The organism is Bacillus sp. SIMBA_005 (assembly GCF_046535585.1).
Classification (GTDB): domain Bacteria; phylum Bacillota; class Bacilli; order Bacillales; family Bacillaceae; genus Bacillus; species Bacillus pumilus.
Genome location: NZ_JAWRWI010000001.1, coordinates 138558 through 160160, shown reverse-complemented (window position 1 = coordinate 160160; position 21603 = coordinate 138558). Strand labels below are relative to the sequence as shown.

The window sequence follows — 21603 nt, the reverse complement described above, 5'->3', positions numbered from 1 at the left end:
TCAAGTGATATTTTCAACGGTACGAATAGGATCAACGCTTTTATCGTTTAATGCAGATACTTTTCCGGCTCCTTTTAATCGGTTGCCGTAATGCTGAATAGCTGAACATTTGCTTGTTAAATACATACCGTACCTTCCCGTTTTCCCAATTGCTGTATTATTACGAACGGCGCTATTTTTCACGCCATCCATAAATAAAATAAAATCGTAATCATCACCACGCTTGCCCGCATTCATGATTGTATTTTTATCTACCTGTACATAATCAGAATCACCCGAGACAGATATACCCGAAAATCCGATCTCTTCTAGCGTGTTATCATCAACCGATACATAATCGCAACTTCCTTCCTCGATCCGCACGCCGTTTCCTTGAATTTCTCGTCCTGTATTGTGGTGAACTTTTCCCCGTGTGCTACGGGTAACTAAAATGCCATGATGCCCCACATTTTCTAGGTTGTTATCATCAATAACAAAATGCTTTACATCTGACACATGGATACCGTGCCTGGTTGTGCCGTCAATTTGATTTTTTGAAATGACCACATGATCAATGGTTTGATACCCTTTACGACCGTAAACCTGGATTGCATGGTCAGCCGACATGTTTTTAAATTTGTTGTTTGTAATTGTGTGACGCTTTGTCTTATTAACACGCCCTGTTTGATTTCCGCTTTTATCTTGTGTATAAACGCTGTTTGGTCCAGGCAATAACGTTCTAACGCCTCCGGAACAGTTTTCAAAGGTATTGCCGTCAACAAACACATCTTGCCATTTGTTGCCCGATACCGCCCATTCTGTGCAATCGTAAACCTTGTTGTTGAGGAATCTAATGCCCGAATAAAGAACGCCGTCCGTGCTTGTATGTGAATCTATCGCTCTAGGATAGCCCCCAAGCTCTGCTGATTTACGGATAGTACAATTTTGCATTGTAAGGTTTCTTGTCGGTGTGTGATCATAAGCGCCAAATGCGCCAAAATTGCCCGATGATCTCATCAAATCGACTTGAACCGCTGCGGAAAACCATCTATCCCCCACATAATCCGCAAACCCTTCAAATGTCACATTGTCGATCAACACATTTTCATTGCCCGCACAATCAAGAGCGTGTCCCCCACAAACATTTTTCAATGTGAGATCTCGCATGATAATGCCGGATGCATGAGCAAAGCCGAAAATAGAGCATTGCTGCTTGATTTCGTGTCCCATGCTGTCGATTGTTCCTTGTCCGTCAATGATCAAGTTTCCGTGCCCGTTATACCCGGTGAAACTTTCATTTGAATCACCATTTACAAACATGCTGCCAACAAAGCCACGCTTGATCGTTGCCCCTGCCTGTAAAGTGATATGAGTGTTTTTATAAATCCTCACCCGTTCCCGCAGCGTATAGCCCCCTTGGGGAATATAAAGCCAAATGGGGCGATCTTTTGCTATTTCTAATGCTGCTTGTAACGCCTTTGTGAAGTTCCCGTATTTGTTTAAAAACGGCTGCAAAGACACGATCGAAAGCATGTCATTCACTTTCTTTTCAAGCTGATCAAAGTCATATTCAAGACGATCATTCAAAGTCGGATGAATAGTCGCATCAAGCGAAACTCTTCCGTCCACAACTTCTTTTATATCGTTGCCATCATGATTGACGATCAGATTAACAAGACGGGACCAATAACTATTGAGCCAGTGTGCAACGCTTTTCCCTCTGTGGACGATGCTTGCCGCTTCGTGAGCTTTTTCGCTCCCTTTATGTTCTTTGATTTCTATATCTAGTTGGTTCAAAGCGTTTTCTATTGATCTTGCATTTTGCGATAGGTTGTCTTCAAACTCTGCATTTCTGCCAATTTTAAAGACTTTCAATAAATTGAACCTTCCCATGCTATCAGCTCCTTTCATAAAAAATAGCCGACGTTTAATCGTCAGCTATCTAAGTAAAATGAAATATTAATTTGTGCGCCGTTTGGTATATCGGCAGCCGTTGGGCTGATCCTTTGACCGTCTTTAGCAAGCACAATATTCATGCCGCTTGGGTTGGTCGTATCAATAGTTGCGCCTGCCGTGATCCCCTTTAGACTTAAATCAAAATCAACGCCCGCCCTCGGGCTTTTCGGTTTTATGTCGAAACTTATATCAATATCAATGGTGTTCCCTATCTCGTCAATTTCCGCACCGTCAACGCTGCTATCATCAATTGACCAGGTTTTCGTAACGCTTGAATATGACAAGCTCAAATCCTGGGAAACCTTTGTATTGATATTATTTAATTGATTTTGTGTGCTGCTTGCTATGCTCTTTTGAGCCTCAAGCATTTCGGCTATTTCTTTCTTGATTAAATCCCGCTGCTTTTTCATTGCGACGGTCTGTTCTAGTTGATAGTCAATAATGTCTTTACGATAATTCGTCAACGTGACAGACGGCTTCATGTCCAAATTGAGAGGGTTATATTTGATCTCCTGTACCCTTACCTCTCCTTCAAACAAAATGCCGTATGCTGTATCTGCAATGACTGGAACAATAGCGCCTTTACAAATATTGTCCTCAATCGCTTCGAGTTTCGGATCATACACTTTTTCAAAATCCAATTCGATCGTTAATTTTGGATAAGGGTCAACTTTCTCTTTTAGAAGTTTTTCCATGTCCTCTTTTTTTGAAATGGAATCCTCGTAAACTGTTTCCGCTACTCTCGGGCGACCATCTATAAGAAATAGTTTTTCGTCGGGGTGAATGTATGTCACAGGTGGGAACATGTACTTTTCATCATTTTTAAAGGTCCGATAAAGTCCAATAAAATTCCCGTTAGGCACGCTCACCCGGAAACCCGTTTTCATTTTTTTCGTGTTCGGGTTTTTGCTGTCCTTACCCTTAAACGTTGCAACGACCGTATGCTCTTTATCCTCAAGACCTCGAATCACGTCAACCGTTTCAACCACATGACTTTCTTTGCCTGTGACTTTGTACGTGCTGAATGTTTTGTTTGTCTTTTTATCTATGTTGAACGTGATTTTCCCGCCTAATTTTTCTTTGATCAGCTTCACGCTGAAGCCTGTCCCTTTAAACGTAAAAGAGAACGTTTGTCCAACGTCCTCCGCATACATGGCGTTTAAATCACTGTTTGTTTTCCATTTCGCCGATTTACTATCATAGCTTTTTGTTTCCTCGCTTGCTGTGTCCTTTTCTTCTTTTACCTTGCCATAACCCTTTATCCGGGTGAAAGATTCGGACAAGCTGCTTTTAACACTAATCGTATTCATATTCGCCCTGGTATCTAATTTGTAATTGATCCGCTTTTTGATTTCTTTATACACGTAAATATGATCGTTGTTTACATCAAGTTCAACGACAAAAGCTGATATAAGATCGTTCATCAGCTCTAACGACTTCTTCTTTCCGAATCCTTCTAGTTTGGCTTTCAAGCCTTTAGCATCCGGCATGATCGTATATGCAAAGCCGCTTCCTTTTAAAGCGTGTTTAAGCGCTGTGTCTATGTCTATTTCTCCGCTTATTTCTTCGTCTACCTGGTTAAATGTCAAACGAACAATATACATATGATCAGCCGTCACATTTCGGAATGATATGCCGTTTTCTGTGCGCTTTTCATCCTCTACAATGATATAACGCTGCGCTTTATGAACGATCTCATCTATAAGCAAAATGTTGTCATTTACAAGCATGTCGAAAGCAAGTTCAGTCTCGGGTATTTGTAAACACTGAAATGATAATTGCTTTGTGCCGTCTAATTTGTCCGAGACTTCGGGTTCTACATGTTCCAAAGGTACTTTATTTGTTGGATCGTGCTTTGACTGTACAAATAATTGATTCATCATATCACCTACTTATAGTAAAAGCGCAAGACAAATCGTATATCAATACTGGATGCGCCTTCGATCTCAAATGGATTAAAGCCAGGGCGCAAACTCGGAAAGCGCCCGGACGTGTCCGCCATTTTCCCATCAATCATGACATATTGACGTGTGATAATGATTTTTTGCTTTTTAGAAACTGATCCCCTTATCGTTAACGCCTCTTTCGTGGCATCATTGCGTATCTTCACGTCCTTACCTGTTAAATACATGGTGACGCTATAATCAAAGTCAATCGGATCAATTGTCACATCAGAAGCGTTGTAGACTTTGAACGTCTTGGACGTGAAACGGTATTTCAGATCGTCTTGACTCGGCAAATTCATCCCGAGATAAAAATACTCTCCACTCAAATTCAAGGGCTTTTCAGTATTAAAAACGGTTTCGCCAAGCCCAAGCGCTGCGGTGAATTCCACATCAACTTCTTTATAATTTTTCCCGTCATCTTTTTCGATCTCGATTTCGTCGTCACACGTCACCAGGTAACGTATACCGGGTGAAAAAGAACAACTAATGTAATAGGGTTCTTCTCTTACAAGTTCCCTTGTTAGCGCCGCTCTATATCTATTAAACTGATCCGTGCTTTTTGCTTTAATATAAAATCGTGCTTTGATTTTCCTTTCTTTGAAACGGACTTTTTTCGACGTTTGTTTTAATCCTGGTCTATTTGCCACAACTGTCGTTTGACGCTCAATTGAAGCCGACACAGGCGTAAATTTTACGCAACGTAAAAAGGGAAGGCGCTTGCTGATCAGTTGCAGCCCTTCCCCGTAATCCGTATAAAATTCATAACTCAAGTCGCAAGCCCTCCCCTACGCTGTCTATTTTTAAGTAAATCCATATTGTACTTGTTTAGTCCCTCAACATTTATCGTGGTGTCCTTCATGGCGATCTGTGTCAACAAGCCGATCATTTGATCAAACTTGTTTTCTAGCTGCTTAATAGCCTCGGCACTATCATTTTGAACAATAACATTTGTTGAACCTTGCCCCGGCTGCTCGGGCTGATAGCCAACCATTCGATTAGCTTGAGCAAGTACCTGCATGGCTCGGTTTCTTCTGAATTGCCTTAAAGGTAAAATCATTTCCCCTTTGTGGACCTCTGCCGTATGATTTCGGGTAATGATACCGCCTTTATCATAGCCAATGTACTTGCCGCCTTTTCTCATGTTGACCAAGCCCGGGTGCTTGTTAATTCCGCCATACCGACTATTCAAATAGTTGATAGCCGCAATAACCTGGTGTACAGGGTTTTTAATATTTCCGTAACCAGGTTCTTTGTTCGCTGCAAAAGTAGACGGAATGAATTGCATAAGCCCTTGGGACGGATGCCCCGCTTTTGCGTTGCTGTCCCAATTATTTACGACTGTAGGGTTTCCGCCCGACTCTTTCATTGCGATCGTTTCAAGCGCTTTTGAAAAAGATGGGGAAATTCCCTTAATCGCAATCGCTTGAGCAACCCATTTTTTTACTGCTGCGCTGCCTCCCTCACCAGGAACAAAACCAAAGTCTTTAATCTTGTTTTTAATAAAAGAAACCGCTTTGTCCTTGATAAATGAAAAGCTGCCTTTGACGATCTGACCAAAGCCACCTGCCATGCTCGGGGTAGTGATCCCCATTTTTTGAAGCAATGTATTCATTAGCTTGCTAGGCTTTGTAATGAAGTCAGACACATCAAGTACCAGGTCTTTCACTTTACCGAAAAGACTAGAAATGAAGTTACTGCCTTTACCTGTACCATCTTTGTAAAATGGCACGTCATCAAACAATGCTTTCGTTTTAGGTCCCGACAATACCTCGGTTCCTTTTGGAAGATTCATCATTGTATCAGTTGAAGGAGACAAACCCATTTGACCGCCAGGCGTGATAAACAGTTCTTCCATTCCTCCGTCGCCTAGAATGGCGGGTCCTCCTGGATGACCGCCTGTCCCTTTTGCGTATTTCGGCGGTGTCCATTCCGGTATTTGATTTTCTTTCGGAACGCCAACTTTACCAAGAACCCAGTTAACGCCACCTATTACGCCATTCACAACAAAGGATAGTTTGTTATTCATTTTATTTGCTAATGCTTTGACGCCTTTTAGCGCCTCCCCTGCCATGCTTTTAATTCCATTACCGATTTTACCCGGCAATTTTTTGGCTGCCTCTACAATGTCCCAAAAACGTTTGACCATGCCGTCCTTCATGCTTGTCGCAATTGAAACGGCTTTGTCTTTAAGCCAAGTGACCATTTTCCCGGTATTGGTTGCCCCGTTTTTAAAGAAACCGACAATACTAGACCACATTTTCGGGAAGATGCCTAATAGCCCTTTTCCTAGTGATTTCGCAATCCCGAGAATCTTTCCGAAAAAGGACAATTGCACAAAGTTCCATATCGCTTGAATCGAGCCGAAAAACACGCTTTTGATGCCTTCCCACATCTTGCCGAAGTCACCAGTTAACAGACCCGAGAAGAATTTTATGACGCCTTGAATCACTTGCATTGCGCCCATGACAACGCCTTTAATATTGCCCCAAACGCTTTTAATAATGGCAATAATGGCAGGCATGACGAATTGGACCACAGACCATATATTTTGTAAGGCTTGTGTAATCACACCGCCGTTTTCCTTCCAAAATGTTCCCCACACTGCGGCAAGCTGTCCGATAAATGACAAGATGCCGCCCAGGGCTTGTTTTACAATCGGGGCCATTGTGACAAATACACTCATCAAAATTCTACCGATCGACTGAAAAATCGGTTGCATACTTTGAAACGAGCTTTTTATACTATCAATCACGCCTTTTACTGTATCTGTAGTGCTGACAATCATATCAACCACGCCAGGCGGGAAAAGCTGCGATAATATGCCGTACCCTTCTAAGCGTTCAGCACTTCCTTCACCTTGCAATATGCCCCAAATACCCGCCATTGCCTGTTTTACGGTATTGCCAGCGCTGGACATTTCTTTCATGATTGGATCAGCAATATTAAATGCCTTCTCAAGAAATGTAGCTGCTGCGCCTCCTAATGGCTCTAGCGCTGATAGTGCTTGACGCCCGATCTTTTTAAAGCGTGTGCCTAGATTGTCTTGCAACGCCGCCCCTGCTTCGTCAGCTTTGCCCTTTACGTCACCGATTTTCCCATCAATGCCGCCCAGGGCATACATGGCGTCAGCCTCTAAGTCCTCCCATTTTGTCCCGAAAAGAGCCACGCCGATATTGTTTGCATCCACCTGGTCTTTCATGCCTTTCAACTCTTTTAAAACGGCATTTGAAACATCTTTAACAGTTCCTTTACCTTTCAAGAAATTTTCCCATATCTTTTGAGTTGGTTTGGACATATCCATCATGGCAGCATTAGTAGATTTGGAGCCGTCTTTAACTCGAATTTGAAACTCTTTCATGACGTCGTTGACGTAATCCAGGTTGTAAACGCCCGCTTTTGTTCCGTTGACGAGTAATTGAAAATATTCTTGAGCTGAATAACCCATTTTCCCGAATAACGTTGAATACTCGGACAGGTTATCGAACATCTCGTTGCTAAAATTCAATCCGTTTTGTGCGCCATACGTCATGAGATCAAACGCATCACTCACAGACACGCCAAAACCTTTCATAAGGTTATTGCCCGCTCTTGCAACTTCATTTACTTCTGAATCAAAAGCATCAGCAAGCACCAGGGCTTTTTTGGTTACGTCCGTAAGGTCCTTGTCTGCAATGCCTCGGATATTTTGTTTAATTTGAAACAAACCATTCCTTGCATCATCCAAATTCTCTCCGAATCCCTGCGCCCACACGTCTTTTGCTATACCTGTGAGCCTTTTGGCTTCATCTCCTGTTAAACCTAGCTGCGCTCTTAAACGACCTTGAGACGCTTGAATATCAGCCGTCATTTTTGCACCAAGCGTGCCAACGGCTGCCGTTAATGCTCCAATGGCTGCCGTACCAGCCACCGCTGCCGTAGCAAATCCGCCCTTTAAAATGCTTGAGAGTTTGGAAACCTCTTTACCCGCTGCCGTTACATCATTAGATACATTTTGATGACTTGTCGCTAAATCGTCGGCGCTGTTTGCTGCTTCTGATTCGGCACGCTCAAGTCTTTCAACCTGGCTTTGTGCAAGCCTTAAAGCATTTTGCATATTGCGGTAACTTGTTATTTGAGAGTTTAAGCGTTGTGCGTATTTCTGCGCCTGGGTTGATCCCTCGCCGTATTGCTCCACTTGCTTTTCATATGCTTGTCTATAGGAATCTACAATTCTTTCTTGAATCTTTAATTGATCCGACAAGCCCGACACCTTACTTTTACTTTCGCCGAGCTTGTCATCTAATGCTTTAAATTCGGCTGCGGTTGCTTTGGTTGCGGACTGTGCCGTTTTAAGCTGCTGTCTCAAGGCTGTAACGCCTTTGTCAAAGCCTGTACTATCTAACGTCGTATTAACGACTAAAGAGCCTATCGGACGCCCTTCTGTTGCCATATGGTTTACCTCCTTTCCTCAAAAATAAAAGAAGGCTTAAAAGCCCCCTGGTCTTAAAATCTGATCTATTGGAACGCTGCCCGAGCTTTGTCCTTTTCGATTCGCAAGACGCAAAAATCCGTTCAAGTCCATGTTGTCTATTTCATGATACTTGTACCCTTCTTTCATCAAATCTTCGTAAATATCATCTAATGAATCTAGGTAATCTTGCCACGTTTCTAAATGCTCTATTTCTGTGCTTTCACCGCTTTCTTTTTCAAGCCGTCGTTTCCCTTTTTTTGTCCTGTCACTTGCATCATTACATCAGCAATAGTTGGAAATGTCTGATCAGACGGAATGTTGTCCAAAAAGTCATCATAGGTAAATTGTTTACCAAATACATCCACAACATATGTGATCATTTCATCAAGCATTGTAGTACCTTCAATTTCCTCTTGTTCTGCTTGAGCTTGCAATTCAAGCGCACGTCTTAATTGACGAGCTGACGGCATATCTTTTGTGTACGTTTTTTCTTCTTTTGTTTGTGCATCAATCATTGTTAATTTCAACATATAAACACCTCGTATATTTTTTAATGAATCCAGTTTAACCAGGTAAAATAAATTACCTGGCTATCAGAAAACACTATTTTTTTGTTGTGGTGCTTGATGGCGCTTCCGCTGTTCCGTTGTCGCCGTCAGTGCTAGGGGCGATCCCTTTAAAGACAAAATCATAGAATCCCTTTTCAGTGAATCCAGGACTTGCACTATGCGCCATGACATAGGTTAAACCATCAGATTTACGGGGCATGAATTGTCCCTCAATAGTTGGCGTGATAAATTCGACTTTATCCTCTTTTGTTTTTCCTTCTGTGGACGGAATACCGAATTTACCTCGCAAAAGTCCAACATACCAAAAACCGCCCTTTGTTTTCTGCCGGAATGTGATAGCAACGAAAGGCGGGTCAGTATCTTTTCCGTATGCCTCAAGCCATCCGCCAATGGCTTCAGCTCCTAGCAACTTATTTTTCATTTCTGTTGTAAGATCAGCAACGCCAATTTCTAGCTTTGCTTCGCCAACTCCCGATCCTTCTTGATCAAATACCCCATCATCCCCGTAAAGAACGGCAATTTCCGAGCTTGGTTCTAATTTTGATTCTATTGCCCCAGGTACTTTTAATACTTCTGTTGCTTCTTTGGCGACGTCATCTTCAAAAACGCCGACTTGTATATCTCTCAATCCTGTTGTAGCCATTTATTTCATCCTCTCTTATCAAAATTGATTTCTATTTCTTTATTTGCTCTGTACCGCCTGGCATAGCGATACAAATTTATATCCGGGTCTTTATCAAATGCGGAAGCGTATTGCTGATAGTCAGCCGAAGCCATCAAACGATCAATAATCGGTTGTATTTCTTGCGCTTCCTTGATTGTCCCCGTCCATAAATCTATTTGTATATCAACGCTTATGCCTGTCGCTTGATCATCCTCATACGCATTACGATAGCTTTCAAGCTCATTAATGCGGATCATTGGGGCTTGATCTACCTTTTGATCTAACTCCGGCACGTCCACAAGAAAGACTTTTTCATCCGGCACGTAGCTTGTTAGATCTGCCGAACCTGTTAAAATCATTTCTACTTCTTGGATTGGCAACATCATAGCCCGAGCAACCCCCTATAAACACTTTGCATTTTTGATAAAACGAGTTGTTCGTATTCGTTGATCGTGCGCTCTATGAAACTTTGCGGGCGCTGCTTGATCGTTCCGAAGTTAGTAAAATGCAGCCTATAAGCCGTTTCCTTACCATAGCCAACGGTTGAATATATTTCCCCGTCCTCTCTTGGTTTGGAATAGAAAACATCTGATTTTAAATGCTTCTCATTGCCACTATTGCTATCAAATGGCGTGTTCTTTTCCAAGCCATCTGCCATTAGTTTTGCGCCGGCATGAACGGCAGCCTTTTCTGCTTTTACATTTTGACGAGCCATCTTTTCAATGGCTTTATATGTTTCTTCTAAACCAGTAGCATCTAGCGCCATCAACTCACCTTCTTTACAAAGACATTGATCAAGTCTTTGTCCTGCTCGTTTGGCAGAATATCAATGACTTGATAAAGCTCGTTGGTCAAGTGGTCCTGTACGTGCATAGCGTTGGAAATGGTTGATACTTGTTGATAGCGAATAACATACGTCAAACTATCCTCTAAAACCGTTCCGGCTGTTGATAGCTTTTCTCTTAATTTTTGGTCTCGCCGTTCCGCCCAGGTGGTGAAAAGTCTTTCTAATGTGGTCGTGTTCTCCCTGGATATAGGGTCTTTCGTATTTGACTTTTTAACGAAAGATATCGGCGTATTTAATCGTCCATAGTCCATGAAGGGTATTCTCCTTTAAATTGTTGAATGTACGACATAACGCCGAACGGCACTTCTTGCAAATTCTTGTTTGTTGTTGCTGATCGGTTTTCATATCTGTGTCCACAAAGCATCATGACCGCATCATCAAAACAAGGATTATCAATAAAAAAAGCGTCCCTATCTTTCGATAAAGTGACGCTATCTTTAATAAACTTTTCAGAAGCCGCTTTTATGGTTTCTAGCATTTTGTCATCCAGGTCATGAGTGATCCTTAAAGCATGTTTTAATTCTTCAAGAGTCATATTTCTTCACTCCTATTCTGTAGCGCCTGTTTCAACTGGCGGCTTGATTGTTACATAAAAGCCTGCGTTTTTGTCTGCTTGCTTTACGTCGAAACGAATAGCAAGGGAAAGGACTTGACCATATACCGCATTTTCAACCCATTTCGCAACAACGTCTACACGATTCGCAAAGAAGGCAGCTCGTTTCAAGTCACCGATAAACATGTTCATATCACCGGCTTTTTTACCGAGCAACTTATCATCAACAACTTTGATTGGGCTTCCGAAAAGCGTTTTGCCGGATGGTGAAGAAATGTTACTTTGTAAGATGTATTGACCGTTTTTGTCTTTTAAGGTGTCTAGGAATTGAAATGCGGATGACGTAGAAAGAACATTACGGGCATAGGCTTGCTTTAAATCAACATTTAAAATCTTTTTAATGTCGTCCGTTCCCGAAACTGTTTTAGCTGTAAACGCCTTTAAGACACCTGCAATCTTTGTATTTCTTGTATTTCGTTTAACTTGTTGCAAATGATCCGCTACAAGTGCCGTCAAATCTACTCCAGCATCATCAATTGATTCCTGAGAAATAGCCAATTGACCACGATACGTTTCGACTTTCCATTCAATGTTATTGAATTTTGGGTTTGCTAGATCGGGGTTTTTCTCAAGTTCCGCAACCGACACAAGTTCAGTTTCTGTGTTTTCCAAAACTGGATATGAACCGGATTTTGCTGTCACATTGACTTTATTTACAAATTCAACTAAATCAACAATATCTTCCGGCGTTTTCTGCGGTGTTGTAATGACCTCGATAGGAATAACCGCCGCTGCTCCTTCTGTTGTCAAACCGTCTCGGACTTCACCTCTAGTACGCAAGAATGTTTCAAAGCTGCGGCGCTGTTCCTCAATTCCTTTATCCAAGCGCACATGCGGCGTGACTAATGGAAGTGATCTTTGTTCATCTGTTCCGGCTTGTCCCGCTTCCGTGATTTCCTCCGCTTTCATTCCTGCCAATTCTTCTAATTCTTTTAGCTTTTCTGTCATTGTCTCAATCTCTGCTTTTAAAGAAGTGATTTCATCTTTAATCGTTTTTGCTTCTTCTAGCTTGTCTTCTTCCGCTCTTTGATGAGCCTCTTTGATTTTTGTATTGATAGCCGTTTGTCTCTTTGTGATCTCTGAACGTAATTCCTGGATTTTCTCTTTTAACATGTGTACATGCTCCTTTTCCAAATAAAATAAGCACCCGCAATGTACGAGTGCTTTCTAAAGACTTAATTCAATTAGATCAAGCTCTAACTTGATTTTTTCTTTTTCTAAATGGCTGCTTTGATGCTGCTTTAAATGCCGCTGTGCAATTGATACGTCTGTATCTTCATAAGCTGGATAAGTGACGATAGAAACATCAGTAATCCGTGAAATATTTGTTAAGCTCCGCAACGGCAGCCCCGATTTTTCATCACGTTTAAAGCTGTCGCCGTTTTTCGCAAGATGAAAACCGAATGAACAATTTGAAATGTTGCCAAGTCTCAAGTTTTCGTATAGATCGTTTGCATATTGCGTGTTAGGTAGAGACAATTCAAAACGCAATCCAATATCATCCACAGATAGTTTTAGTGTTCCGGCTTTGGTCCTTCCCAAAATTTTAGAAGGATCGTGGTCAATAAGCGCCCTTACATCTGACATATCAGCATTTTGCAGCGCACGTTTTTCAATGGTTTCGATAAAGCCGCCCAGGTTTCGGCTGCGTGTACCAAATTTCAATGCATAACCTGTGATCATTCTGCCTTTATCGGTTTCTTCTGTGGCTTTTAGTGAACCTTCCTGAATGGCTCTAATCTCCTTCTCCAATATCATCACCCCCTTTATCGACCGTAGGAATTGGAAGCCCCTTCGCCTTTGCTTTTTGGATTTCGTCCATAATGTCAACATCCACATAGTTCAAACTCATAAAGCGCCTATTTCCATTTTCAATAGGCGCGATTCCGTATTCTGCTAATGCGTCATTTTGCGAATAAATACCGTTTTGAAGTAATGCAATGACATTTTCCCGCTTTGTTTTAGCGTCTGTTTCCTTAAATCGTCTTGCGTCAAACTGAAAACGTTTGGTCCTGCTTTCCGGGTAAAAAAGCATTTTGAAATTTAATTCCGCTGTAATGGCAGCAAAGTAATTTGAAAGCGTATTTGTCAAATAATCCAGGTTCGCTTGTTCTAGTGAAGTGTTCACTTGCTCGATTCCCAACTTATGAGGCGGCAGCCCGAACACTTTCGCAATCTGCTTTGTTGAATGCGTGTAATTATTGACGATCTCAAGAACCTTTGTACTGATTTCAAGCTGCTTAAAATCTTCGTTTTCGCTCAAGACCGCTATTCTTTGTTGATTTCTCACACCCGAATTAACCTTCTCAAATTCATCACGCAAGTTTTCCCTTGCTTCGGGCGACGGTACGCCTTTTTTAAGCGTTACAATACCGCTCAAATTTGTGCCACGTCTAAAAAAGTCCGTGACAAGCCTTTTACCCGCCTCCTGGCTTTCCAGTTCGTGCTTGAGACATGATAAGAGGCTCTTTCCGTTTACCCCATCCAGTGAGGAAAACTTGATATGCAGCACGTCAGACGGTTTCAAAATAGTTTCTTTGCCATCAGAAGGATAATAACGGTAAACAATATCGTTTCGTCCCTTTATCTGATCCACCGAGACTTCACTATTTAACATGTGAATAAGCTCCCAGGGCGTGCCGCCTTTATCCCGTTTGATATAAGCAAACGATTGACCGTTTAAAAGCGCATTGGCGACAAGGATATATTTGAATGAGTACCCCGAATAATATTCGTTAGGTCGCTCGTTGATAAGCTGAAACAAGTCACTATCCTTTTCTTCTATTCCTTCGTTTCTAATCATGATCGGACTTGCTGCTATGTCTGACGACAAGACGTGAACCGCTGTGAACACATCACTATTTTTAATAGCTGTTGCTGGCACATAACTTAAACCATCTAAGCCCACCAAAATTTCATTAAATTCCCTTTGTCCTGCGCTTTGTTGATTGATTGATCTAAAGAACGCCAATTTCCTCTACCCCCTTTCTGTTTCATGGTTGAGAAGAATGGCAACAAAGACTAGCAAAACACCACTAGCCGCAATCCCCAAAATCATCCCGACCATGTAAACGGCGGTATTGATAAGGATTAGCCCCAACAAAAACAAAAGAGTATGAAGGTTCAATGTTAAGAACCGCCATACTCCCTTGATTAAACGATTAAATTGTTTTGGCACTGTTTCCCCTCCTTCTATATACCAAAATCTTCACTTTGGTAATATGCGTCCCAATCTGTTTGCTCGTAATGGTACATTGCTTCTGTATATGCATTCATAACGGCAGCGATTGGGTCAATTTTTTCCCGGTTCAAATCCTTGTCGATCTGCACCGTATCATTGACCTTTTTCAAAATGGCGTTGTTAATTGCAAGGTTGAGTAATGGGTTGTTTGTATGCAGGAGACGCTGATCCATGACATTGAGTCTAAAGTTTTTCGTTGGCTCAGATAACGTCCTTACCCCTTGCCTTACTTCAATAGCAGGGTATCCGTAATGTTCAATTTCATTTAAAAACAATGAAATGTTATATGGATCATAAAAGATACCCTTCACTTGCAAATCATTTTTCGTTATGTGATCGACCATGTAATCGATCACTTGTTGTAAATTAATGATGCCGGACTCTTTGTCTGTTATTGTGCAATACCCTTCTTGCTCAAGCCGCTTGTAGTCAATTTTGTCACGCTGTATCTTGTTTTCTAAACCGCCTTTACGCCCGACAAATGAATGACTATCAACATAAAAGTTTTCCTCATCATCCTCTAAAGGATAAATAAAACCGAGTGAAGATAAATCTTCCGACCTGGACAAATCCACACCGATATAAACAGGCTTCCCGTATATATCCGGCTTTTCCTCAATGGCACAATCTTTCCAATCGTCACCGTTCAATAAACTATCGGAAGAAGCAGAACGCCACAAATTAAAGTTTTTAACTAGCGTTCCGTTCAAATCATCTTTTTCCTGGGCTTCTTTCAATTTTTTGCGTAAGTTCTTGAACAATTTCTTTTTCATGCTTTCAACTTCAAGTAACGGGTTACTTTTTATCCAAGTGCTTTCGTCGCTTATCTCTTTTTCGTCATCTTGCTCATAGACAACCGCAAAATAGTTTTCGTTCTCTTTCTTCCCGCTCAATATATCCGTTACATACGGATATTCTTGTGCATACATAGGACCATTTAATTTAAAACCCGCTGTACTAATGATCAAAATAAGCCCCTGGTCTTGCTGACCTTGTGAGGACTCTAAAACCTCAATCATTTTTGTGTTTGTCGCTGTGTGAAATTCATCAAGAATGCCAATCAAGACATTTAAGCCGTCAAGGTTATCAGTATCACGAGATAACGGCATGATGATGCTATCCTCTAGCAAAAAACGGATTTCATTTTGAATGATCTTGGTCATTTTCTTAATTTGTTTTGATTTCTTCCGCAACTTTTTAAGTTGCATGACAATCATGTTAAAAACCGCTTTTGCTTGTTTACGAGAGTTTGCCGTCGTGTAAATCTGACGATCGTATCTAGGCGCATCACCGAAAAGCAATTCATATAAAGCGATCCCGGCAACAAGAACGGATTTACCGCCTTTACGTGCCATGCTTATATATGCTTTTGTAAAACGTCTATATCCTGTTTCTTTGTCTCGCCAGGCAAATATCATATAGACAATGAATTTTTGAAAGAGTGCTAATGACGTAGGTTTTCCCGTTGAAATATCCGGCAGCATTTCAAGAAACTTTACAACCTTCGCCCCTTTTTTGGGCTTGTACTCGTATGGATAGTTAGGGTCTTTTGATTTTTCAAGATCCCGCAAATGTCGTTCACATGCCTGGATGACTTTTTTGCTTGCTACAATTTCCCCGTTTACTACTTTTTCAGCGTAAAGAGTACCGGGGTCTTTTTTAATCGTCGTCATCCTGCCTCATTGCCTCAAATATATCGTCATCCTCACTCTCTTCACCTAAACCAACTAGACGTAATCGAGCATCAAGCGCAAGACCAAGTTGTCCCGCAATGGCTCGAATCTCTTTCGACATTTGCATCATGATTTCAATAGACGGGTTTTTCTTTTTCACTTCAAACCCCTTACTATTTACTTCAAAAACGACTTGTCCCTCTTTTGCCACATCTTCTAATGCCTGTCGATACTGTGCGTAACTATTACAGTACATAGCCAACAAAGTGCGATCCAGTTCCGAAATAGGCAGCTCGATAATATGCGGGTAAATTCTGATCCATTCGTTTTTTGCCATTGTTGACAGCCAATAAGGCGGGTTCTCTTTCAATGGCGAAATGCCTTTCAATTTTTCTTCATGTTGCTGACGCTGCTCTCGTTCTTCGTTTGATATTTGCCCTTTTAATGTGTCCGTCATTTGTTTTCTTCTCGCCAATAAAAACCACCACCTTTCAGCAAATTCAACCTATTAATTTTAGGCAATCAAACAAATGAGTAAAATCGCTCTATCTCAAAGCCTGTAAAGGATCAAGCCATTTTATGAATGAGTGAAAAACCTCAAAAAACGGGAAAAATCAAAACTCCATTTCAACACTTTTTTTAAAGTTGAGGGGACGCCGATTTCCAGGAAGCAAAAAAGCCCACCCCGTTCAATGTCGGGGGGACTTAAATCAAAATAAATGAAATGAAAATGTCTTCACTTCTTAAATGTCACCTGGTTATGATGAAACTGGCAAAGCACTTCAAGATTGTTTAAATCATTGCGCTCTATATCATCATGTAATACCTCTCTAAGCTCTTTATACTTATGATGTACCACTAACCTATTGGACATGTTTACTCGCCCTTCTGCGGAACACACAGCGCATCTGTAATGACTCTCACGCTTCTTTGCTTCTCGAAGTGATTTCCATTCTCTGCTTTGATAGTATTTGTAGTGCGCTTCGTTCTCCCTGTTGTATCTCACATCTTTGTTGTATTGCTTATCAGCATAGCCTTGGTGCTTCATACAATAGCGTGCGGTCCAGTCTATATATTCCCGGCAGGCGGGAACGTTACAACGTTTTAAGGGCATGTATTCCTTCCTCTCCCACTCTCCTTTTTTATTTGATCTAAGCCGCCCCTGTATGTTAGCCGCCATTGATTTTGTAAACAGACAGGAACGCTTTAGAGCAAATAGAAAAAGCACCGCCCTATCGGACAGTGCTTCTTAATGATCAAATTTAACCATTATTCAATTAAATTTCTCAACTTTAATCATTGAACTTTTTTGTAAAGGAAATATGACTTCTTGTTCCTTATAAATGTTTACTGAGGTTAACACATAATCAGGAATTTCTGATTTCATAGCATCTATAAATCCCTTAATATTTATTCCAGGGTTATCCTTAGTAGCTTTTGCTGTAATAATTGTGTAAGGTGATGAAGATTCGCTTTTAAACCAATATATATCCTCTAGATCTTCTGCTAATGTCCATGAAACATAGTGATTATCATAATCAATTTTTTTATGATCTTTATGAATCCTTCTTATTTCTCCGGTATATAGTAAATATTTCGCAAGCTCTTTCGCAGTGCTGTTTTCACTGTTCTCCCATTCGTATAATTGTTGTATTAAATCTTTCCAGGTCACATCCGTTTTGTTTAAATCTCTCCTACGATATCCTTCTTTAGAGTGATTAACCCATTTTTTAAATAACTGTTCCAAATCGTCCATTTCCTCATCCTTATTTTTAAATCCATTATCTATCGCATAATACAATATTACAACCCTTTCCCCGTCATGATGCGCCAACATTACGCCAAAAACACGCCAGTTTTCTGCCAAACAAAAAGCATCCAAAGGATGCAATTTATATAACTATTCAATATTAAGTAAATCCTCTACCAAGTCTAGTATTTCAAAATCCGTCAAAGAATTATATAATAGCACTGTGCCATCAACATTAATTCTAATTGTTACAGATTGTTGAGGCATATCATAATTTATTATAACCGCAGATAGTTGACCCTTTCTTAACATTTCGCTGTAATATTGGGTATCGTGAACTCTAGTTCCTCCCATACTTACGGAACTAACTGTTTCAATTTTAACTTTAAAACGTGCGTTTCTTACATCTGATGCGGCATCAATTATTTTTAAAATATCAAACTTGTGTTGTTCATATTCATCTCCAAAATTCTGCTCCAAAATCTCTTTCGCTTTTAAAGAACTATCTTTTCTGCAAAGAGTGACTAAATTGCCCACACCCTTCACTTTCTTATTTTTGACTTTTACATACGCTTGATACATATCTTGTTTAATCACTTCATGTACTACTTCGCCTTTAACTCTTACAGTTTGAGCGAAGACTTCATCATTAATAATTTGGATATTTTGATATCCAGTGGGCGAAATACTATTGATAAGGATATAAGTCTCTAGTTTTTCCTCATATCCATTTATTATTTCGTTTTTCTCATGGGAAAAAACCTCTAACGTTTCATCATTTCCAACATCATTTAGCTTGTCATAAATATTAATGCTTATAATACTCAATCCAATTACCCCTCCAACAGTAGACATTTTTTTGTAATATCTTCTATTGTATCATAATTATGGTGATTTATGGATATATAATCTTTAAAAACTGTTAATTCTTGATTTGTTTCAGTTTGTTGAGTTCTTTTTTTAAACATCTTACGTTCCAATTGGTCTATAGAAAAATTGCATTGAAAATATTGTATGTGCTCTGGACCTAATCTTTGAATCATTAGTCCATAAAATGGATTTTTCATTGTTATGAAATAAATATTCATGCTGTAACTTTCATCTCTAAAATCAATTCTAGAGTTCAGTTTATTAAACAATTTCCTTAGATTTTTCAGCTTATCAATAGCAGTTGACTTAGTAGCAGTTATCGTTCCAAATAATAATTCTACTGTGACGTACTCTTCGTTACTACAGTCAAGATTATATTGAACAGTAAGAGTGTAGTCCGAGAATTCGTATTGTTTCTTATTCTTCAGATTAAAAACTCTTTGTCTTTTTCCAAATACATCATTAATAACCTCTTCTAAGATCCTAAAAAAATCAAGGTCTCTTTGGACTGACACACTAACTGTCAATTTCCATTTTGTATCTCGCCATTTCTTAAACCTTTTTACAAAAAAGAAATAAAATTTGGGATATTTATTATATAGGAACTGAAAAAGAGCAGTAACACTTAATAGCCATGGAATTGCACTAAAGATTATTTTTAGAATTTTAAGAATAGAAATAAAATCCATTATAGGTTCCTCCAAAATTCTTATTGTAATCATTTTACACTAATCAGTTGATATTTATATTATTTCCAGCAAAATTTATTTACTGCTGTAAAGAATATGCTTCAATAATAGAATAACATTACCTGAAATAATTAAAAATTTGCTTTATGTATCTCTATATTTAGAGCAACAGCCAAATTAATAAATGCACGTGCTTTGAGACGAGCATAAGACCTTTCACTCATTCCGATCTCGTTGTAAACCTGGTAATCGAAAACAGGTTCTTGCTGCATGTAACGTTTAATGATTATCTGTCTCTCATTATACGGAAGACGATTGACCGCTCTTTGTACCTTCTCAAGAAAGGCATTTCGTTTCTGCTCCCATTCAATCCGTTTAATAGCTGTGCTTTCAGTGGATGAGCGGTAAGCGTTGGTTGTGGCGGGCGGCACTATGCTAAATCCTCCTGTTATCTTCGGCAGCATATCGTCCGGGACTTGAAGAAGATATAAGCGGTAGTTGTCGAGAATCCTTTCAACTCTTTTTCTCGTTTCCTTTTTATCAATTACAGGCGGTTCACCCAACATTAGCGTATCCCCTTTCTCCCGCTGTCAATTCCTCTACCCTTTGAGCGATCTTTTTTCTCGCTCTTACTATATGGGTTTGAATCGTGCCTTTTGCTACTCCATGAAGAGCGGCGCATTTGCTGAAAGATACATTGTGACCAACAACGGTTATGAATATCTCTTTCTCCTTCTGTGTCAGCGTAGACAAGACATAATCTAGTAATTCCTTTTCATTTTCGTTTACTGCGAATAGGTCGGGCTGGGGAACGTGATATTTTGAAGATAAGACATCAAGCAACCCATTATCTGCAAGTATTGTACGTTGATAATAGGAACGGCGATCCACGTCACGCCTTGCCCCTGGTTCTCTTCCTGTTTCCATCCACTCGACCGCATATTCTAAGTTATAGATCATTGAGCGGTATGTTTTCTTTTCTCCTTCGTCTGTAGATGCTATCAAACTTCTTTTAGTTTCTTCTAAAGCTGCTTTATATTCCTTGATTAAATCTTTCAAAATACCACCCCCTTTTATTTGCTTTTAAATGCCCCGCCACGCCCTCTTTTATATGTCGGGCGGTAAACACCCATAAGCTCCCTTATTTCTTTTTCTGAAAGCTCCTGCGTGTGATTTCGAGTACATTCGTTCTTAGGAACGTCAGTTCTTTTTGTTGGCATAGATTTATAACCCGCTTTTATAAAAGCAGCTCTCAACGTTTTCATTTTGGTTTCTCCTTTTCTGAAAATAAAAAAAGGGACACCAATCACACAGCGCTTTGCTGTTATGATCAGTGTCCCCCGGCTTTCCGGTAGAACGTTTTTATTCAAATAATTCGCCTTCGTTATAAAGCAATCGAGTCACTTTGTTATTGTGAGTGACAATTTTTGTTTCACCATGTGGCGGCAGCGGTGCATATTTCAATATGCCGTTAGATAAAACAAAAACTAACGGCTCTTTTCCTGCGTCAAAAGTCTCAATATCTATAATTTTACTTGGAATGTCTTGTAATCTCAAGTCTTTCATTGCCTCCTTAATTTATATACATGATCGCTAAAGCGGACAGCGATCCGAACACAATATAAAAGATTAGTAGTCGTTTAACGATAGCAAGATCCATCAATACCCCTCCTGCTGCCGCAAATGATTGACGGCGTTTTTTTTCATGTACGCATCTTCGATTTCTTTAGGGGTAAAACCAAGTGCTTTTCCTAGCTCGTTAAATCCATTAAAGATTTTTCTATAGTGGTGATAAGCCATACCAAGGTCATCAATCTCCGTAAGTAGGAATGCAACGCTTTTGAAGACACCTAGGAACGCTTTTTCTACGCTCACTTCTTTGATGATTCTACTCAATAAGTTCACATTACAAATACGTGTTGAATAACCAATGCTATTTCCAATACTCAAGATGAAATGTAAACAGTCCACGTATTCTTCTAAGAGTGGGTTTTTTGTTCCTGTTGCTCCTGTTCCATTGCATTCATCACATTTTATATATTCGTGTCCTCCGCTGCCTTCTGCGTCCTCTGCGACTCTTTCGTAATTTATATCGCCAGTTCCCATGCAAAGGGAACACTCTATTAACTTTTCGGTGCATGGTTGTTGGTCTTTGCTCCAAAATTTAAAGCCTCGCCACTCGTTAGCGCACTCCCCTAGCTCCACTTGTAACGCCAAGATAAGTCCGGGCAGAAGGTCTTGACCTTCTAGCCCTTTTTCTTCAATGATTTTCCTGTCTAACTCTGCTTGCATTTCAAACATTTTTAACATTCTTAAAGGGTGCATTTTGTTTCCTCCTAAGCCGATAAGCTCTCGT

25 protein-coding genes are annotated in these 21603 nt (G+C 40.2%); all 25 read right to left on the bottom strand.

The window, feature by feature from the left end:
* The 25 genes from SB660_RS00890 to SB660_RS00770 all read right to left on the bottom strand — a co-directional run bounded on the left by SB660_RS00890 (window position 1) and on the right by SB660_RS00770 (window position 21572).
* Window positions 1-1872 (bottom strand): right-handed parallel beta-helix repeat-containing protein, encoded by a 1872-nt coding sequence (locus SB660_RS00890; protein ID WP_410580959.1) that lies wholly within the window; start codon window positions 1870-1872, stop codon window positions 1-3.
* A gap of 41 nt (window positions 1873-1913) precedes the next feature.
* Window positions 1914-3815, bottom strand: coding sequence for a phage tail protein (locus SB660_RS00885; RefSeq protein ID WP_410580957.1), 1902 nt, complete (start codon window positions 3813-3815; stop codon window positions 1914-1916).
* Between the two features lie 8 nt (window positions 3816-3823).
* Entirely contained in the window at window positions 3824-4651 is an 828-nt protein-coding gene (locus tag SB660_RS00880) for a phage tail domain-containing protein (protein ID WP_410580955.1), read from the bottom strand.
* Complete coding sequence (locus SB660_RS00875; RefSeq protein ID WP_410580953.1) at window positions 4648-8310, bottom strand: phage tail tape measure protein; 3663 nt, start codon at window positions 8308-8310, stop codon at window positions 4648-4650. Before SB660_RS00875 ends, SB660_RS00880 begins: the two co-directional genes overlap by 4 nt.
* A 227-nt stretch (window positions 8311-8537) precedes the next feature.
* Window positions 8538-8861, bottom strand: coding sequence for a phage tail assembly chaperone G (gpG, locus tag SB660_RS00870; protein ID WP_410580951.1), 324 nt, complete (start codon window positions 8859-8861; stop codon window positions 8538-8540).
* A gap of 73 nt (window positions 8862-8934) precedes the next feature.
* Window positions 8935-9543 carry a major tail protein gene (locus SB660_RS00865; protein WP_410580949.1) on the bottom strand — a complete coding sequence of 203 codons (609 nt, stop codon included), beginning with the start codon at window positions 9541-9543 and terminating at the stop codon, window positions 8935-8937.
* Between the two features lie 5 nt (window positions 9544-9548).
* Window positions 9549-9950 carry a hypothetical protein gene (locus SB660_RS00860; protein ID WP_410580947.1) on the bottom strand — a complete coding sequence of 134 codons (402 nt, stop codon included), beginning with the start codon at window positions 9948-9950 and terminating at the stop codon, window positions 9549-9551.
* Window positions 9947-10330 carry an HK97-gp10 family putative phage morphogenesis protein gene (locus tag SB660_RS00855; protein WP_410580945.1) on the bottom strand — a complete coding sequence of 128 codons (384 nt, stop codon included), beginning with the start codon at window positions 10328-10330 and terminating at the stop codon, window positions 9947-9949. Before SB660_RS00855 ends, SB660_RS00860 begins: the two co-directional genes overlap by 4 nt.
* Entirely contained in the window at window positions 10330-10662 is a 333-nt protein-coding gene (locus SB660_RS00850; protein ID WP_073206592.1) for a phage head completion protein, read from the bottom strand. Before SB660_RS00850 ends, SB660_RS00855 begins: the two co-directional genes overlap by 1 nt.
* Window positions 10644-10946, bottom strand: coding sequence for a head-tail connector protein (locus SB660_RS00845; RefSeq protein ID WP_410580943.1), 303 nt, complete (start codon window positions 10944-10946; stop codon window positions 10644-10646). The genes SB660_RS00850 and SB660_RS00845 overlap by 19 nt, the downstream gene beginning before the upstream one ends.
* 12 nt (window positions 10947-10958) lie before the next feature.
* Window positions 10959-12137: a phage major capsid protein gene (locus tag SB660_RS00840; RefSeq protein WP_410580941.1), complete on the bottom strand. Its 1179-nt coding sequence runs from the start codon at window positions 12135-12137 to the stop codon at window positions 10959-10961.
* A 54-nt stretch (window positions 12138-12191) separates the two neighbouring features.
* Window positions 12192-12782, bottom strand: a complete 591-nt coding sequence (locus SB660_RS00835) for an HK97 family phage prohead protease (protein WP_340937689.1) — start codon at window positions 12780-12782, stop codon at window positions 12192-12194.
* Entirely contained in the window at window positions 12760-13995 is a 1236-nt protein-coding gene (locus SB660_RS00830) for a phage portal protein (RefSeq protein ID WP_410580938.1), read from the bottom strand. Before SB660_RS00830 ends, SB660_RS00835 begins: the two co-directional genes overlap by 23 nt.
* A 6-nt stretch (window positions 13996-14001) precedes the next feature.
* Window positions 14002-14202 (bottom strand): hypothetical protein, encoded by a 201-nt coding sequence (locus SB660_RS00825; RefSeq protein WP_410580936.1) that lies wholly within the window; start codon window positions 14200-14202, stop codon window positions 14002-14004.
* A gap of 14 nt (window positions 14203-14216) precedes the next feature.
* Window positions 14217-15938, bottom strand: coding sequence for a terminase large subunit (locus SB660_RS00820; protein WP_410580935.1), 1722 nt, complete (start codon window positions 15936-15938; stop codon window positions 14217-14219).
* The gene (locus SB660_RS00815) at window positions 15925-16413 is read right to left on the bottom strand and encodes a phage terminase small subunit P27 family (protein ID WP_106032434.1); all 489 of its coding nucleotides are present in this window, start codon (window positions 16411-16413) and stop codon (window positions 15925-15927) included. The genes SB660_RS00820 and SB660_RS00815 overlap by 14 nt, the downstream gene beginning before the upstream one ends.
* Before the next feature lie 261 nt (window positions 16414-16674).
* The gene (locus SB660_RS00810) at window positions 16675-17052 is read right to left on the bottom strand and encodes an HNH endonuclease (protein WP_410580932.1); all 378 of its coding nucleotides are present in this window, start codon (window positions 17050-17052) and stop codon (window positions 16675-16677) included.
* A 159-nt stretch (window positions 17053-17211) separates the two neighbouring features.
* Window positions 17212-17805, bottom strand: coding sequence for a hypothetical protein (locus tag SB660_RS00805; RefSeq protein WP_410580930.1), 594 nt, complete (start codon window positions 17803-17805; stop codon window positions 17212-17214).
* A gap of 33 nt (window positions 17806-17838) precedes the next feature.
* On the bottom strand, window positions 17839-18516 hold the full coding sequence (locus tag SB660_RS00800) for a hypothetical protein (RefSeq protein ID WP_410580928.1): 678 nt from the start codon (window positions 18514-18516) through the stop codon (window positions 17839-17841).
* A 5-nt stretch (window positions 18517-18521) separates the two neighbouring features.
* Entirely contained in the window at window positions 18522-19247 is a 726-nt protein-coding gene (locus SB660_RS00795) for a hypothetical protein (RefSeq protein ID WP_410580927.1), read from the bottom strand.
* 131 nt (window positions 19248-19378) lie between these two features.
* Window positions 19379-19813, bottom strand: a complete 435-nt coding sequence (locus SB660_RS00790; RefSeq protein ID WP_410580925.1) for an ArpU family phage packaging/lysis transcriptional regulator — start codon at window positions 19811-19813, stop codon at window positions 19379-19381.
* Window positions 19803-20306: a sigma factor-like helix-turn-helix DNA-binding protein gene (locus SB660_RS00785; protein WP_410580923.1), complete on the bottom strand. Its 504-nt coding sequence runs from the start codon at window positions 20304-20306 to the stop codon at window positions 19803-19805. Before SB660_RS00785 ends, SB660_RS00790 begins: the two co-directional genes overlap by 11 nt.
* Before the next feature lie 14 nt (window positions 20307-20320).
* Entirely contained in the window at window positions 20321-20617 is a 297-nt protein-coding gene (locus SB660_RS00780; RefSeq protein WP_410580921.1) for a hypothetical protein, read from the bottom strand.
* On the bottom strand, window positions 20610-20804 hold the full coding sequence (locus tag SB660_RS00775; RefSeq protein ID WP_144739493.1) for an XtrA/YqaO family protein: 195 nt from the start codon (window positions 20802-20804) through the stop codon (window positions 20610-20612). The genes SB660_RS00780 and SB660_RS00775 overlap by 8 nt, the downstream gene beginning before the upstream one ends.
* A 102-nt stretch (window positions 20805-20906) precedes the next feature.
* Window positions 20907-21572 carry a dUTP diphosphatase gene (locus tag SB660_RS00770; protein WP_410580918.1) on the bottom strand — a complete coding sequence of 222 codons (666 nt, stop codon included), beginning with the start codon at window positions 21570-21572 and terminating at the stop codon, window positions 20907-20909.
* Window positions 21573-21603 lie beyond the last annotated feature (31 nt).